Here is a 15,493-nt window from a genome sequence, read left to right on the forward strand (position 1 = left end):
GGCTAAACGTGCTCGCGCGAGCACGTTTAGCCCGCTAAACGCACTCGGCGGGGGCCGGGTGGGGACGTTTAGCCCGCTAAACGCGAGCGCTAGGGGGTTTGGGGGTGGACTGCTTGCGCCGCGCCGTGTGCATCACGAACACCGTGATCAGGAGCGCGACCAGGCCGCCACCGGCGCCGGCGAGCGCCACGACGATCGGGGTCCAGTCGCGGCCGTCCGCGGGCGGCAGGTCCGCGATCGACTGCACCGGCTTGATCGACGGCATGGCGTCGTTCGACACGTTGGAGGTCAGCGCCGCCATCGGGTCGATCACGCCGTAACCCACGAAGTTGTCCCGCCCGCCCGGCGCCGCCGGGTGCTGAGCGGTGCTCTTGATCCGCTGCATCACGTCCCTGGCGTTCAACGCCGGATACTTCGCACGCACGAGCGCCGCGACGCCCGCGACATACGGTGCGGCGAAGCTGGTGCCCTGGATCTGTCCTGGCTGGTTGCCGCCCTCGATCGTCAGGTTCGCCAGCCCCGTCGAATTGGGGGCCGGGTCCAGCGAGGTGATCTCGGTGCCCGGTGCGGCGACGCTGACCCACGGCCCGTTGACGCTGAAGCTCGCGACCCCGCCGGAAGTGTCGATCGCCCCGACCGACAGCACGTCGTCGGAGAACCACGGCGGGGTGACGATCGTCTTCGGCTGCTGCGGGTTCAACTGGTCGTTCTGCTTGCAGGTGTCGGTGATGTTGCCCGCGGCCGCGACCACGACCACGTTCTTCACCTCCACCGCATAGTGCATCGCGGCCTGCAGCGCACGTTCCGGATCACTGATCTTGCCGTCGGCCAGACGGCAGCTGTCCACCGACATGTTGATGACGCTCGCACCGGCGTTGGCCGCTCTGACCACGGCCTGGGACAGCGTGTTCAGCGACCCCGCGGTACCGGGCTGCGACTGCTGCCTGCCACCGTTCGTCTGGCCGGGCTGCGTCCCGCCGAGATCGGACTGGCCACTGCCACTGCCGGTCGACTTCTGGGTCGGCGGGATCTCCGAACCCGAAGTCGGCTTCTGGCTCTCACCGGTCGACGTCGGGACGTTCGACGAACTCGCCGCCGGAGTGCTGGTCTGGTCTTTCTTGGAGTAGTTCTGGCTGGACTGCCGGATCGACAGGATGGTCGCGTCCGGCGCGACGCCCTTGAACCCGATGCCTTTGTCCTTGTCGGGGTTCGCGGCGATGATCCCGGCGACCTCGGTGCCGTGGCCGTCGCAATCCTCGAGGCCGGGCGGGAGCTTCGATGGGGTCGCCACGTAGTCGCCGCCGCTTTCGACGCGGTCCTGGAAGTACGGGTGCTGCCGGACCCCGGTGTCGATCACCGCGACCTTGATGCCCTTCCCGGCGCTCCCCGTCGCCGCCCGGACGATCTCCTGCAGCTTGTCGATCTGCAGGTACTCCTGGCCCCAGGGCCGGCTCTTGATGTCGATGTGCTCGCCGAGGCCGCTACTGACACAGCCCTTGGACATCTCGTAGGTTTCATCCGGCTTGCCGGAGTCGGCCGGTACCGGAAAGCCGTCGAGCGGTGGCGCGGTGGCGTAGTAACCGCCGTCGTCCGGCGCGACCGTGGTCGGCTGGGCCCAGGCTGGCAGGACCCCGGCACCGGGCGAGAGCATCCCGATCCCGGCCGCGAGCAGGACTGTCGTGGCCCGTCCGGTACGGCCGAGGTGGCGGACGCGCGTCCCCCTGGACTTCCACGCTGCGGCCATCAGTACATCATCCGATCCGTGCGAGCCGGGGTCACTTGAGGTTGAGGTGGCGCAGCGTCGCGTAGAGATCCATGACGCCGAGCGCGAGCGGGAGGACCGTCGCGATGCAGATGGCTTCGATGATCTCCACCGTGCGCCGCAGCGGCGGCGAGAACCGCTGATTCGGGAAGATCACGCCGACCACCAGCGCGCCGGCGCTGACGATGATCAGCGCGCCGAACACGAACAGGACCCGGTCCAGCGCGCTCGACGTCCACAGCCAGCCGAGCAGGATGCCCGCGCCGGAGACCATGCCGGTGGTGAGCAGCGCGACGGCCTGGCTTCCGTTGGCGTACGCGCGGGCCCGCAGGAGCAGCACGAGCGTGGCGACCACGCCCAGGATCTTGCCGAACACGCTCGGCGCGGTCGCGGCGATGATCGAGGCGATCGCCGTGGCGGTACCGCAGCCGATCATCAGGCCGGTCATGTAGTTGTGCGCCACCGCGGTCCGCTGCTCGATGGCCCGGTAGTCGGGGAAGCCCGAGTCCTCCTTGAGCTCCTCCGCGCTGCCGGGGACGTGCGGCAGCGGCAGCTTCGCCAGCCAGATCGTCGCGCGCGGCAGGATCGAGATGCAGCCGAGCGCGACGGCGGCGGTGCCCGCCGCGATCCCGGGCGCCGGGTGGGCCACGAAAGTGGCGAAGAGGAACGCCACGGCGCCGAAGCCCGCCGCGGTGGCCGCGGCGATGAAGGTGGTGATGCCCGCGCCGATGACGAGGATGCAGACCGCGGCGACGATGACGACGAGGGTGCTGCCGAGCAGCAGGTTCGCCCGCAGGGTCAGCTGGGGCACGATGTAGAACCCGCTGACGAAGGCCAGCGGCAGGCCGCCCGCCGCGGCGATCAGCACCCCGGTGGCCTCGGACTGGTAGGCCTTGGCGAGAGTGGCGCCGACCGCGACGCACGCGATGGCGCCGATCCCGCCGGCGACGGCCGCGGCGATCGAGTTGCCGCCGTAGAGCGAGCCGCTCATGAACAGCGCGATCGACGCGAAGATGAGCGCCAGCCCGCCGGCCACGTGGCCGAACCGCTGCGCTGTCTCCTTCGTCCACGGCTTGAAGCTGTCCGGCGAGGACTCCGCGATCGCGTCCACCACGTCGTCGTACAGCGGCGGCGGGGGGTTCTCGTTGCGGCGCCGCAGCTGCAGCAGCTCGCCGTCGATCACCCCGAGGGACGCGAGCGTCCGGCTCGGGTCCAGCGGCGAATCGCCGAGTTTCGCCAATGCCCAGCCGCCGTGGCGGGCGCCGCCGTCGGGCGTCGCCTCCTTCGCCATTTCCAGCAGCATGGGCAACAGGTCCGCCACCGCGACGTCAGCCGGCAAAGCCACGTCGATGCGAGTGCGCGGCGCCACCACCGTCACCCTGCTGAATACCGTCGTGCCCGTTGCCACCTGCGTGTCCCCCTGCCCTGAGAGTCGTCTCCCGGGGCAACTTATACCGAACCCGGGTGCCGACATCATCGACTATCGGAAAATGACTGGCAAAGTAACCCGTCCGGCACCGGAGCGGGGGCAGGCGGCGCGTCCGGGCACCCGCGTTCGCGGTTAGCCCGCTAAACGCGCTCGCCGTGCAGGCGGGACGGGTGGTGGTCTTCTGTCGCTCTTGTCGGTGGTCGGTCCTACACTGCAGAGCAGATCTGTCGAAACCGCGTCCTGCCTGGTCGAGTGCTGTTCTCGACGTTGGCCGGATTTCGCCTGCGAGGTTCGATAGGTTGTCTCGCGCACCAGTACGCGCACAGCACCACATCAAACGGTGGCCGCCATCGTCGAGTGTGAAGAGGGGTCCTTCGATGAGCACGCTGCAGTTCAAGAAGTCACCACGCCTGGCGGCGCCGCGCCCGCCCGGCGGTGAGGTGCACCTCGAGCCGCCGCCCGAAGTGCCGCGCACGATCCCCGGCAGCATCGTGATGAAGCTGCTTCCCGTGGTCATGATCGTGGCCTCGCTCGGGATGATGGTCTTCATGTTCACCGCGGGTGGCAAGAACCCGATGATGCTCATGATGGGCGGGATGATGGTGATGGGCACCGTCGGCATGATGGCCGGCGGTGGCGGCAAGGGCGGCGGGGCCAAGAAGGCCGAGATGGACGAGGACCGCAAGGACTACCTGCGCTACCTCGGCCAGATGCGCGACCGGGCCCGCGAGGCGATGGTCGACCAGCGCGCGGCACTCGAATGGGTACACCCCGACCCGCAGACGCTGTGGTCGCTCGCCGCGAGCCGCCGCATGTGGGAGCGCCGCCAGAACGACCAGGACTTCCTGCACCTGCGCGTCGGCCGCAGCTCGCACCGGCTGGCGACGCGGCTGGTGCCGCCGCAGACCGGCCCGGTCGACGAGCTGGAGCCGATCGCCACCCTCGCGCTGCGCCGGTTCGTGCGCGCGCACTCGATCGTGCCCGATCTCCCCACCCAGATCACACTGCGCGGGTTCGCCGCGGTCAGCATGCAGGGGGACCGGACGCTCACCCGCGGCCTGACCCGCGCGCTGCTCACCCAGCTCGTCACCTTCCACAGTCCCGACGACGTGCTCATCGCCGTCGCGACAGCGGGCCGCGCGAAGGAGGAGTGGGAGTGGGTGAAGTGGCTGCCGCACGCGCAGCACCCCACCCTCGCCGACGGCATCGGCCAGCTGCGCATGATGGCGGGCTCGCTCGCCCAGATCGAGCAGTGGCTCGACGAGGAGCTGCGCGACCGCCAGCGGTTCTCCCGCAACGCCACGCCCGCGCCGGACCAGCCGCACGTCGTCATCATCGTCGACGACGCCGAGGTCACCCGCGAGGAGCAGATCATCCTGGAGGAGGGCCTGGTCGGCGTCACGCTGATCGACCTTTCGGACTCCATCGGCAACCTCGCCGCCCGCCGTGGCCTGCGGCTGGTCGTCGAGGAGGACCGCCTCGGCGCCCGCAGCGCCGGCGGCGTCGAGTGGTTCGGCCGCCCGGACAAGCTCAGCGTCGTCGAGGCCGAGGCGCTCGCCCGGCTCATCGCGCCGTACCGCGTCGGCACGGCCGCGGCGGAGGCCCACGAGGACGAGCCGCTGCTGTCCAACCCGACACTCCTGGAACTGCTGGGGATCCCCGGCGACCCGATGACCTTCGACGTGCAGCAGGCCTGGCGCCCGCGCCCGGTCCGCGACCGTTACCGCGTGCCGTTCGGCGTCGGCGAATACGGCCAGCAGGTCGAGCTGGACATCAAGGAAGCCGCGATGGAGGGCATGGGCCCGCACGGCCTGTGCATCGGCGCGACCGGTTCCGGTAAGTCGGAGTTCCTCCGCACGCTGGTGCTCGGCATGCTCGCGACGCACTCGTCGACGACGCTCAACTTCGTCCTCGTCGACTTCAAGGGCGGCGCGACCTTCCTCGGGCTGGACTCCGCGCCGCACGTCTCGGCGACGATCACCAACCTCGCGGACGAGGTCACGCTGGTCGACCGCATGAAAGACGCGCTGGCGGGCGAGATGAACCGCCGCCAGGAAGCGCTCAAGAACGGCGGTAACTTCAAGAACGTCTGGGAATACGAGAAAGCCCGTGAGAACGGCGCCGACCTCGACCCGCTGCCCGCGCTGTTCATCGTGGTCGACGAGTTCTCCGAACTGCTCGCCGCGAAGCCGGACTTCATCGACCTGTTCGTCGCCATCGGCCGGCTGGGCCGGTCGCTGCAGATGCACATGCTGCTCGCCTCGCAGCGGCTGGAAGAGGGCAAGCTGCGCGGGCTCGACTCGCACCTGTCCTACCGGATCGGCCTGAAGACGTTCTCCGCGGCCGAATCCCGCGCGGCGATCGGCGTGCCCGACGCGTTCGAGCTGCCGTCGATCCCGGGTTCGGGCTACCTCAAGTTCGACACCTCGACGATGGTGCGCTTCAAGGCGTCCTACGTCTCGGGCGCCTACCGGCCCGCCGGGATCAAGGCCGCCGGTCCCGCCGCCGCGGTGGTGCGCGCGGACAAGCGCCCCCAGCTGTTCGTGCCGGACTTCATCGAGCTGCCCAAGGAGCCGGAGCCGCAGATCGAAGCGGTGGCGCCGGTCCAGGAGGAGCGCCAGCCCGAGGAGGCCGTAGAGCCCAGTGAGCTCGACGTCATCGTCGGCAGGCTCGTCGGCCAGGGCCCGCCCGCCCACGAAGTCTGGCTGCCGCCGTTGAACGAGCCGAACTCGCTCGACACCCTGCTCCCGAACCTCAACCCGACCGACGACCGGGGCCTGTCCCCGGTCGGGTTCTTCGGCAACGGCAGGCTCCAGGTGCCGATGGGCATCGTCGACCGGCCGTACGAGCAGCGCCGCGACCTGCTCTGGGCCGACTTCTCCGGTGCCGCCGGGCACGGCGTGCTGGTCGGCGGCCCGCAGTCGGGCAAGTCGACCATGCTCCGGACGCTGATCATGTCGATGGCGCTGACCCACACCCCGGAAGAGGCCCAGTTCTACTGTCTTGACCTCGGTGGCGGCACGCTCGCCGCGCTGTCGGAGCTGCCGCACGTCGGCGGTGTCGCGGTCGCGCGGCGCGAGCCGGACAAGGCTCGCCGGATCGTCGCCGAGCTGACCACCCTGCTGACCGAGCGCGAAGGTCGGTTCGGGCAGCTGGGCATCGACTCGATGAACGAGTTCCGCAACCGGAAACGCCGCGGCGAGATCAAGCCCGAGCAGGACCCCTTCGGCGACGCGTTCCTCATCATCGACGGCTGGAAGGCGCTGCGGGAGGACTTCGAGGAGCTCGAAGCCGCGATCACCCGGCTCGCCACCCAGGGGCTGTCGTACGGCGTGCACGTGTTCATCGCCGCGAACCGCTGGGCGGACCTCCGCCCGGCGATCAAGGACATGATCGGCACCCGGTTCGAGCTGCGCCTCGGTGACACCAGCGAGTCCGACATCGACCGCCGGGTCGCGGTGAACGTCCCGGTCGGCCGTCCAGGGCGGGGCCTGACCAGGGACAAGCTCCACCTGCTGACCGGGCTGCCCCGGATCGACGGGTCGAGCGACGCCAACGACCTCGCCGCGGGCGTGGCCGACGCGGTCGCCAAGATCAAGAGTGCCTGGCGTGGCCGGGTGGCGCCGCAGGTCCGCCTGCTGCCGGAGATGATCAGCCACGAGGACATGCTCAAACTGGACACCCAGCCCAACACGAAGCTGGTCCCGATCGGGGTCAACGAGGACGACCTCGCCCCGATCTACCTCGACTTCAACGCCGACCCGCACTTCTACGCGTTCGCGGACGGCGAGTCGGGCAAGACGAACCTGCTGCGCCAGATCACCCGCGGCATCTCGCAGCGGTTCACCTCGGAAGAGGCCGTGATCATCCTCGTCGACTACCGGCGCACGATGCTCGGGTTCTTCGCCCCCGACGACGATCAGCTGCTCGGCTACGCGGTCTCCGCCAAACAGCTGGAGAGCATGGTCACCGACGTCTACGGCTCGATGACCCGGCGCCTGCCCGGCCCGGACGTCACCCAGCAGGAGCTGCGGACCCGGTCCTGGTGGACGGGGCCGGACCTGTTCGTCATCGTCGACGACTACGACCTGGTGGCGACTTCGGCCAGCAACCCGCTCAAGCCGCTGTCGGAGTTCCTGGCGCAGGCCAAGGACGTCGGGCTGCACCTCATCGTGGTGCGGCGTACCGGTGGTGCGAGCAAGGCCATGTACGACCCGATCCTCGGCAAGCTCAAGGAGATCGCGGCGCCCGGCCTGGTCATGAACGGCTCACGCGACGAAGGCACGCTGGTCGGCAACGTCCGGGCGAGCACCATGCCGCCGGGCCGGGGCACACTCGTCACCCGGAAGTACGGCAAGCAGCTCATGCAGGCCTCGTGGATCCAGCCGGAGTGAGGCCCGCGGGCCCGGATGAGCGAGACATGAAGACGAGGATCTGCGGGGGTTGCTGGTGACGTTGCGGGTTGCGGTGGACTTCGGGACATCAAGCACCTGCGTCGTCGCTTCGATCAACGGCCGTGAGCCGCAGGTCGTGGTGGTCGACGGGCAGCCGCTGATGTCGTCGGCGGTGTACGCGGCCGCCGACGGGACGCTGTTCGTCGGCCAGGAGGCCGAGCGGCAGGCGGCGGTGGACCCGTCGCGGTACGAGCCGAACCCGAAGCGGCGGATCGACGAGGGTGACCTGCTGCTGGGTGACACCGTGCTGCGGGTCACCGACGTGGTGCACGCCGTGCTGCTGCGCGCGGTGACCGAGGCCCGGCGGCTCGCCGGGGACGCCGAGGTCGACCTCCTCGTGCTGACCCACCCCGCGGACTGGGGCGCCATCCGCACTCGGCTGCTCCGCCAGGCGGCGGGGCGGCTCGCGCGCGAGGTCGCGCTCGTGCCGGAGCCGGTCGCGGCGGCGGTGTACCACGCGGCGACCTTCGCCCCGGCCGAGCTGAACTTCGAGCGCACGGTCGAATTCAGCGGACGCCCAGGGGACGCGCTGGCCGTGCTGGACCTGGGCGGCGGCACCGTCGACGTCAGCGTCGTCCAGCGGCTTCCCACCACGGGAGCGGGACGGCCCCAGCGCGGCGGGTTCCAGGTGCTGGCGACGAGGGGCGACCCGAGTTTCGGCGGCGCGGACGTGGACCAGGTGCTGCTGGAGCACGTGGGCTCGCTCGTTTCGTCCGTGGATCCGGACGCATGGCTCCAGCTGGTCGAGGGCCGCGCGCTGACCGACAGGCGGCGTCGCCGGGTGCTGCGGCAGGACGTCCGGGGCGCGAAGGAGACGTTGTCCCGGCACGCGTACACCGATGTCCCGATGCCGCCGCCGTTCGCGGACGCGCACGTGACGCGAGAGGACCTCGAACGGCTCATCGCGGCCCCGCTGGGGCGGGCCGTCGAGCTGACCAGCGCCGCGATCGCCGAGGCCGGGCTGCGGGCCAAGCAACTGACCGCGATCTTCCTGGTCGGCGGGTCCAGCCGGATCCCGATGGTGTCCCGGCTGGTGCACGAGCGGACCGGCGTGGTGCCGACGACCCTGGACCAGCCGGAGACCGTGGTCGCGCGGGGCGCGTTGCGCGCGGTGCTCGTCGACTCCGACCGCACCGGCTCGCTCCCGGGCTCGTCCGTCGCCAGACTCGGCGCGTCCGGTCAGCCCTCCCCGGCGGAGCAGCGCACGGAAGTCGTCCGCTCCTCCTTCACCCCGCCGCCCCCGCCTCCGGCGAATGCGTTTAGCGGGCTAACTGTAAGTCGCCCGGCGCCACCCCGAGGTCAGGCCGCGGTGGCGCCGCAGCGGCCGCCGCAGCACCAGGGGCACCCGCAGGGGCAGCAGGCGACGATGCGGCAGCCGCAGTGGCAGCCGCCCGAGTCGAAGGAGCCCGCGCGCCGAGGCCGGGGCAAGCTGCCCTGGCTCGTCGGTGGTGCGCTGGCCTTGGTGGCGGTGGTCGCCGCGGGCCTGATCTTCGCGCTCAACAAGGGTGACAACCCGCAGCCCGGCCGCTCCTACGCCCAGTACGACTACCGTTTCGACGCCCCGGCGGACTGGGTGCAGACTGACGACAGGGTCGCCAAACGCCAGGTCGTGATCCACCCCGGCGAGGTCCCCGCCGGCGACGACCTGGTCGTCGTCCAGGAATACGCCATGGACTACGACGCCACCGCCGACCCCCAGAAGCTGATCGACAACCTGCGGGGCGAGGCGGCCGCGCAGCCCTCGGTCTACTCGGGGTTCAACCCGGCGCTTGCGTACAGCGGCAAGAACGTCATCTACTACCAGGAAGCCAAGCCGACGGCGAAGGTCGACTGGTACGTCCACGCCCAGGGCCGCATCCGGGTCCACGTCGGCTGCCAGTACGGCGACCCGCGGTTCCAGCCGCGGGTGAGCGCCGCCTGTGAACAGGTCGTCCGCACGCTCGCGGTCGTCAACTGAGAGGGAGGCCGATGCCACCCGAGCCGGAGACCGCCGCCGCCGCGTTCACCCGCACCGGGCAGGACGCCGTCACCCACGCCCGCCGGGTCGCCGGCGAGGCGCGGGCGCGCAACCAGAAGCAGCGCGGAGAGAACGCCGAACTGATCAAGCAGTTCGGCCGGATCAAGTCGGCCGCCGCCGAACCCGGTTCGGGCGCCGTGCGGAGCGCCGCGAAACGGTTCCGTGCGGCGAACGGGTATCCGGTTCCCACTCCGCCGCCGCGTCCGGAATCGGTTCCCCCAAGCCAGAAGCCCGCCGCGTCACCCGCCCGATCGGGTGATGACGAGGAGGACTTTTCGCAGTCGCGAATCATGCGCCGCGGCGACTGACTACGTCGTCCAGGCTGTTTGCTGTTGCTAAATCCGCAGGTGAAACCGGCTTTTTTCACCCTGTTCAGCAGAAAGCGCCGAGCGGCCGGCGGGCGGTTCCCGGGAACCGCGTTCACGCAAGCAACTACTTGCGAGCAAATCGCGACAAGGCGGAACCAGACATGGCAGGGTCTTCGTCGTAGGCCCGTACGAAACAAACACAAGCTTGTACGGGCACCACTTACGAAGGGGGCAAGTCCCATGTCTGGCGGTTTTCAGGGAACACCGGAGCAGTTCACCGCTTCGGAGAAGCACGTTACCGAGGTTCGGGTTTCCATGGACCAGAACCTGAACACGCTTCGCGACAACATCGAAGCCACCGCAGCGGGTTGGGGTGGCGAGGCGGCCACGGCCTTCAACAACATCATGACGAAGTTCGACGAGGACGCGCGCGGCCTGAACCAGGCGCTGCAGCGTATCGGCGACCTGCTTCAGGATGCCGGCTCGAAGTACGCCCGTACTGAGGCCGAGCAGCAGGAGATCATGCACTCGCTGAACGCCGGCTTCCACCGGCTCGGCTGATTCTTTTCTCGCTCTGATCCGCTCCACACAAGACTTTTTCTCATACCTGGGAGGGTAAAATGCCTGAGGGCATGAAGGTTGATTACGCCACCATCCACCGCGCCGCGCAGGACTGCGAAGACACCACCAAGCAGCTGCAGGGCCAGTTCGACCAGCTCAAGCAGGACCTGAACCCGCTGACCCACGACTGGACCGGCGACGCGAAGACCCAGTACCTCCACGCGCAGACGCAGTGGGACCAGAAGTTCGAAGACCTCAAGCAGGTTCTGGCGAAGATCGCCATCGCGCTGCCCCAGGTCGCGGATGGTTACCAGAGCACCGACAAGGGCGTCCAGGACCTCTTCTGAGTCGTTCCGGCGAATCACGGTGGGCCGGCACTTCGGTGCCGGGCCCACCGTTTTCGTTTGTACGGAAAGTCTTTCCGTGGCCACTGAGCGCGCGCGGCGCTCAGTGCGGGGCGCCGACCTCGAATTGCGCCTGATCATTCAGCACTCGCACGGTCACCTTCTTCGACTGTCCACCGATCTGCACCGTGCAGTCGAAGCTGGTCCCGTTTTCAATGCTTTCCCCTGCCGGGCAGGCCGCGTTCCGTACATCGGGCTCGCCGTAGTTTTCGTTCAGCACGTGGGTGACGCCGTCCTGAACGGATTTCTGGTCGAGAACGTCGCCGGAGAAGGCGCCGAGGAGCCAAGCGCCCACGCCGCCGGCGACCACCACGAGCACCCCGATCCCGCCGAAGATCAACGGTTTCTTCGAGCGCTCCCTCTTCGGCCCGGGTTCGGGCGTGAACGCGCCGAGCCCGCCGTACTGCGAAGGCTGGAACCCGCCGCCGAACTGTCCCCGCGGCGGGGTCTCCGGTGCTGCTTGCTGGGGCTGCCACTGGCCGGGGGCCTGCGGTTGCTGCCACTGCCCGGGAGCGCCCGGCGCGGGCGGCTGGCCGGGTTGCTGCTGCCACGGGCCCGAGAACGACCCGGTGACCCCTGGTTGCTGCCACTGGCCGGTGTAGGAGCCCATGGCGCCCGCCTGCTCCGGGCTCTGCTGCCACTGGCCTGTATGAGGTCCTGTCGGGGCCTGCTGCTCCGGCGTCCATCCGGTCTGGGGAACGCCGGGGCCCGCCGGTGGCTGCCACCACGGCGGCTGTGGCGGGTTGGGCGGCTGGCTCATCGGAAGTCACCTCGAGTGTTCGTCGCCGTGCCGGTCGGTCGGGGCGTGCGGGGCCGGTTCACTGCAGGTCGCCGAGGCGCCGGTAGAAGTCGTCCCGCGCCGCCTTGTCCGGCAGGACCGTCACCTGGGCGGCGTCCGGTGTCTTCGGGAGGTCCTGCGTGCTCGCCTTGCCGGTGAACGCGAAGGTGTAGCGCAGCTCGACCTTGTGCCCGTCGCCCTCGAACTTGGCGTCCATCACGATCTGGTCGAGCGTGCCGTCCGCGTTCACCGTGACCTTGGTCGGGACGACGGCCTTGTGCAGCTCGTCCTTGATCTTGCTCGTGATCGACTCCGGCAGGACCTCGACCCGGTTCGAGACGAACGAGTCGAAGGTCACGTCCGCGGTGAGCTCGGTCTTGCCGTCCGGCAGGCTCTTCGCGCCCTTGACCGTCTTTTTGTCCTTGTTGTACGACACCGCCACCGCGTCGCCCATCTTGCAGGCGACCTGGATCCCGGCCCAGTTGCACTTGTTGAGCATCCCGGTCTCGGGCTTCGGCATCGACACCCACGGCGTCGGCGCGAGGCTCTTGTAGGCCGGACCCAGGTACATGTACTCGACGGTGCCCTCGCCCGGCGTGAAGGAGTCGAGCGCTTCGTCGGGGTTCTTCTGCGAGTGGTTGCGGGACACCCGGCTCTCCGGGTCGCCGGTGCGCGCCGCGGTGATCAGGTTGTGCACCCACTTGTCGTCGAACCTGAAGTAGGCGTCGAGCGAGGTGGTGACGTTCCGCTGGTCGCCGACGGTGTCCTTCATCTTGTTCATGGTGTTCTCGAACTTGGCGCCGACGTACGCGGTGGCTTCGTCGCCCCTCGGGACGGCAGTGCCTGCCCGCGCCTGGCCGCAGGCCGTGGCCAGCGCCAGCACCGCTCCCGCCCAGCACAAGATGGTCGTTGGCCGTCGTTTCATCGCCGTTCCCCTGATCGAGTCTGCCCGGTCCGCGCGCCCGGATCGTCTCATCCTTCCCCTTCAAGGGGGGCGGTGTGGGTGCTTCCGGAGGACCGGACGGTAGAGTCCGGGTGCGCCCGACGGTTCGGGACCCTAATATGGGAGATCGGACCGACCCCCGCCGCAGACCTCTATCGGGCGTGGGGGTATCTTCATATGTCGTTGTGCGCTGCGGCGCGTAAGCGCTAGGCCCGCACAGAAACCACACGCAATGTTGACGACGAGGTAGACCCTTGCCCACGTACAGCCCCAAGCCCGGCGACGTCACTCGTGCCTGGCACGTGATCGATGCCGAGGATGTCGTGCTCGGCCGGCTCGCGACCGAGGTCGCCACGCTGCTGCGCGGCAAGCACAAGCCGACCTTCGCCCCGCACGTGGACACCGGTGACTTCGTCATCATCGTCAACGCCGAGAAGGTCGCGCTCACCGGTAACAAGCGCGAGCAGAAGTTCGCGTACCGCCACAGCGGTTACCCCGGCGGACTGCGGAAGCGCTCCTTCGGCGAGCTCCTGGACACCAAGCCCGAGCACCTGCTCGAGAAGGTCGTCAAGGGCATGCTGCCGAAGAACAAGCTCGGCCGTGCACAGGGAAAGAAGCTCAAGGTCTACGCAGGCCCTGCGCACCCGCACGCCGCACAGCAGCCGCAAGCGCACGAGATCATCAAGGTTGCGCAGGTCGCGCAGTGAGTGAGGAACAGTCTGTGACCACCCCCGAGACCGAGGCCCCCGTGGTCGCGACGACGGAGACCCCCGCGGTCGCCGAGGCTGTCGCGACCAGCGAGACGGCAGCGGCCCCGCGTCCGTCGCGCGCCGCTGGCGGCAACGCCGTGACCGTCGGCCGTCGTAAAGAGGCCGTCGTCCGGGTGCGCGTCGTTCCCGGCACCGGTGAGTTCAAGCTCAACGGCCGTACGCTCGAGGACTACTTCCCGAACAAGGTCCACCAGCAGCTCATCCGTGAGCCCCTGGTCACCGTCGAGAAGCCGGACTCGTTCGACATCTTCGCCCGCCTCCACGGCGGTGGCATCTCCGGCCAGGCCGGCGCGCTGCGCCTCGCGATCGCTCGCGCGCTCGTCGAGGTCGACGGTGACGACCGCCCGGTGCTGAAGAAGGCCGGCTTCCTCAAGCGCGACGCGCGTGCCGTCGAGCGCAAGAAGTACGGCCTCAAGAAGGCCCGTAAGGCTCCGCAGTACAGCAAGCGCTGATTTTCGCGCCGGCTGGAGCAACCACGGAAGCGCTCATCCGTCCATCGGGTGGGCGCTTCCGTGCTTTCCAAGGTGCGCTCCAGTCACTTTCCCATCGTCCCCACCTGCCCCCTGCGCCTCCGGCGTTTCCGTTTAGCGGGCTAACCGTGCTCGCGCGAGTGCGTTTAGCGGGCTAAACGTCCCCGGGGGCGAGGTGGCGAGGGTGGTCGCTAGGTTGTCGTGGTGGTCGTACAAGGAGGTCGACAGATGGCTCGTCTATTCGGTACCGACGGGGTCCGTGGCCTCGCGAACGCCGAGCTGACCCCGGAGCTCGCCCTGTCCCTCGCGGCCAGCGCGGCCCGCGTGCTCGCCGCCCACGACCGCTCCCACCGGCCCGTCGCCGTGGTCGGCCGCGACCCGCGCGCCAGCGGCGAGATGCTCGAGGCCGCCGTGGTCGCCGGGCTCGCCTCGGCCGGCGCCGACGTGCTCCGCCTCGGCGTGCTGCCCACCCCGGCCGTCGCCTACCTGGTCGGCGCGCTCGACGCGGATCTCGGCGTGATGATCTCCGCCTCGCACAACCCGATGCCCGACAACGGCATCAAGCTGTTCGCGGCCGGTGGGCACAAGCTGCCCGACGGCATCGAGGACGAGATCGAAGCAGGCCTCCCCGCGCCTGCGATCCGCCCGACCGGCTCCGGCGTCGGCCGCGTGTCGGACGTCCCGGACGCCGTCGAGCGCTACGTCGAGCACCTGCTCGCCGCCACCCCGAACCCGCTGACCGGCCTCAAAATCGTCGTCGACTGCGCCAACGGCGCGTCGTCGGCCGCCGCGCCCGAGGTCTACCGCCGCGCGGGCGCCGAGGTCATCGCGATCCACGCCGACCCCGACGGCGTCAACATCAACGAGCACTGTGGCTCCAATCACCCGGAGCTCCTCTGCGAGGCCGTCGTCAAGCACGGCGCCGACCTGGGGATCGCCCACGACGGCGACGCCGACCGCTGCGTCGCGGTCGACGCGGCGGGCGAGCTGATCGACGGCGACCAGATCATGGCTGTCCTCGCGCTCGCGCTCGCCGACGCCGGCGAGCTGACCGACGACACCCTCGTCGCCACCGTCATGAGCAACCTCGGCCTGCACCTGGCCATGCGCGCCCACGGCATCAACGTCGTCACCACCGCGGTCGGTGACCGCTACGTGCTCGAAAAGATCCGCGCGAGCGGTCTCGCGCTTGGCGGTGAGCAGTCCGGCCACATCCTGCTGCCCGCCTACGCGACCACCGGCGACGGCCTTCTCACCGCGCTGCGCCTGATGAGCCGCATGGCGGCCACCGGCAAACCCCTCGTCGAACTCGCCGGAGTGATGAACCGCCTCCCGCAGGTCCTCGTCAACGTCCGTGTGGCGGACAAGGCCGCTGTCGCAGGCTCGTCCGCCGTCCGCGACGCCGTGGGCGCCGTCGAGGCCGAGCTGGGCGAACGGGGCCGTGTCCTGTTACGTCCGTCCGGCACCGAGCAACTCGTCCGGGTGATGGTCGAGGCCCCCGCCCAGGACACCGCCCAGGCCGCGGCCGACCGTCTCGCCGGAGTCGTCTCCGCCGCTTCCTGACTGTCTGGCCGGGCGGCCGCGGCAGCACCGAATC

Annotated in this window: 12 protein-coding genes; 8 read left to right on the plus strand and 4 right to left on the minus strand. The window is 69.6% G+C overall.

Annotated elements, in window-relative coordinates:
* Positions 1-76 precede the first annotated feature (76 nt).
* Positions 77-1,744 carry a S8 family serine peptidase gene (locus QMK34_RS33710; RefSeq protein ID WP_326418726.1) on the minus strand — a complete coding sequence of 556 codons (1,668 nt, stop codon included), beginning with the start codon at positions 1,742-1,744 and terminating at the stop codon, positions 77-79.
* A gap of 31 nt (positions 1,745-1,775) precedes the next feature.
* Positions 1,776-3,140 carry a type VII secretion integral membrane protein EccD gene (gene eccD, locus QMK34_RS33715; RefSeq protein ID WP_326418760.1) on the minus strand — a complete coding sequence of 455 codons (1,365 nt, stop codon included), beginning with the start codon at positions 3,138-3,140 and terminating at the stop codon, positions 1,776-1,778.
* Positions 3,141-3,568: 428 nt separating this feature from the next.
* On the opposite strand from eccD, the gene eccCa reads away from it, so the two are divergent.
* The 5 genes from eccCa to QMK34_RS33740 all read left to right on the plus strand — a co-directional run bounded on the left by eccCa (position 3,569) and on the right by QMK34_RS33740 (position 10,878).
* Positions 3,569-7,585 (plus strand): type VII secretion protein EccCa, encoded by a 4,017-nt coding sequence (gene eccCa / locus QMK34_RS33720; RefSeq protein ID WP_326418727.1) that lies wholly within the window; start codon positions 3,569-3,571, stop codon positions 7,583-7,585.
* 55 nt (positions 7,586-7,640) lie between these two features.
* A complete protein-coding gene (locus QMK34_RS33725; protein WP_326418728.1) occupies positions 7,641-9,602 on the plus strand; it encodes a type VII secretion-associated protein in 1,962 nt (653 codons plus the stop codon).
* Between the two features lie 11 nt (positions 9,603-9,613).
* Positions 9,614-9,970, plus strand: a complete 357-nt coding sequence (locus tag QMK34_RS33730; protein ID WP_326418729.1) for a hypothetical protein — start codon at positions 9,614-9,616, stop codon at positions 9,968-9,970.
* A 240-nt stretch (positions 9,971-10,210) separates the two neighbouring features.
* Positions 10,211-10,531 carry a WXG100 family type VII secretion target gene (locus QMK34_RS33735; RefSeq protein ID WP_326418731.1) on the plus strand — a complete coding sequence of 107 codons (321 nt, stop codon included), beginning with the start codon at positions 10,211-10,213 and terminating at the stop codon, positions 10,529-10,531.
* A gap of 59 nt (positions 10,532-10,590) precedes the next feature.
* Positions 10,591-10,878: a WXG100 family type VII secretion target gene (locus QMK34_RS33740; RefSeq protein ID WP_326418732.1), complete on the plus strand. Its 288-nt coding sequence runs from the start codon at positions 10,591-10,593 to the stop codon at positions 10,876-10,878.
* Between the two features lie 100 nt (positions 10,879-10,978).
* Here the strand turns inward: QMK34_RS33740 and QMK34_RS33745 are convergent, their stop codons facing one another.
* Positions 10,979-11,695, minus strand: coding sequence for a DUF4333 domain-containing protein (locus tag QMK34_RS33745; protein ID WP_326418733.1), 717 nt, complete (start codon positions 11,693-11,695; stop codon positions 10,979-10,981).
* 58 nt (positions 11,696-11,753) lie between these two features.
* Positions 11,754-12,638 (minus strand): hypothetical protein, encoded by an 885-nt coding sequence (locus QMK34_RS33750; RefSeq protein ID WP_326418734.1) that lies wholly within the window; start codon positions 12,636-12,638, stop codon positions 11,754-11,756.
* A 272-nt stretch (positions 12,639-12,910) separates the two neighbouring features.
* On the opposite strand from QMK34_RS33750, the gene rplM reads away from it, so the two are divergent.
* The 3 genes from rplM to glmM all read left to right on the plus strand — a co-directional run bounded on the left by rplM (position 12,911) and on the right by glmM (position 15,459).
* On the plus strand, positions 12,911-13,363 hold the full coding sequence (rplM, locus tag QMK34_RS33755; protein WP_326418735.1) for a 50S ribosomal protein L13: 453 nt from the start codon (positions 12,911-12,913) through the stop codon (positions 13,361-13,363).
* Positions 13,364-13,377: 14 nt separating this feature from the next.
* Complete coding sequence (gene rpsI / locus QMK34_RS33760) at positions 13,378-13,878, plus strand: 30S ribosomal protein S9 (protein ID WP_326418736.1); 501 nt, start codon at positions 13,378-13,380, stop codon at positions 13,876-13,878.
* Between the two features lie 246 nt (positions 13,879-14,124).
* The gene (glmM, locus tag QMK34_RS33765; RefSeq protein WP_326418737.1) at positions 14,125-15,459 is read left to right on the plus strand and encodes a phosphoglucosamine mutase; all 1,335 of its coding nucleotides are present in this window, start codon (positions 14,125-14,127) and stop codon (positions 15,457-15,459) included.
* The last annotated feature ends 34 nt before the right edge of the window (positions 15,460-15,493 follow it).

The sequence above is a fragment of the Amycolatopsis sp. H20-H5 genome, from assembly GCF_035828755.1.
In the GTDB taxonomy this organism is placed as follows: Bacteria; Actinomycetota; Actinomycetes; order Mycobacteriales; family Pseudonocardiaceae; genus Amycolatopsis.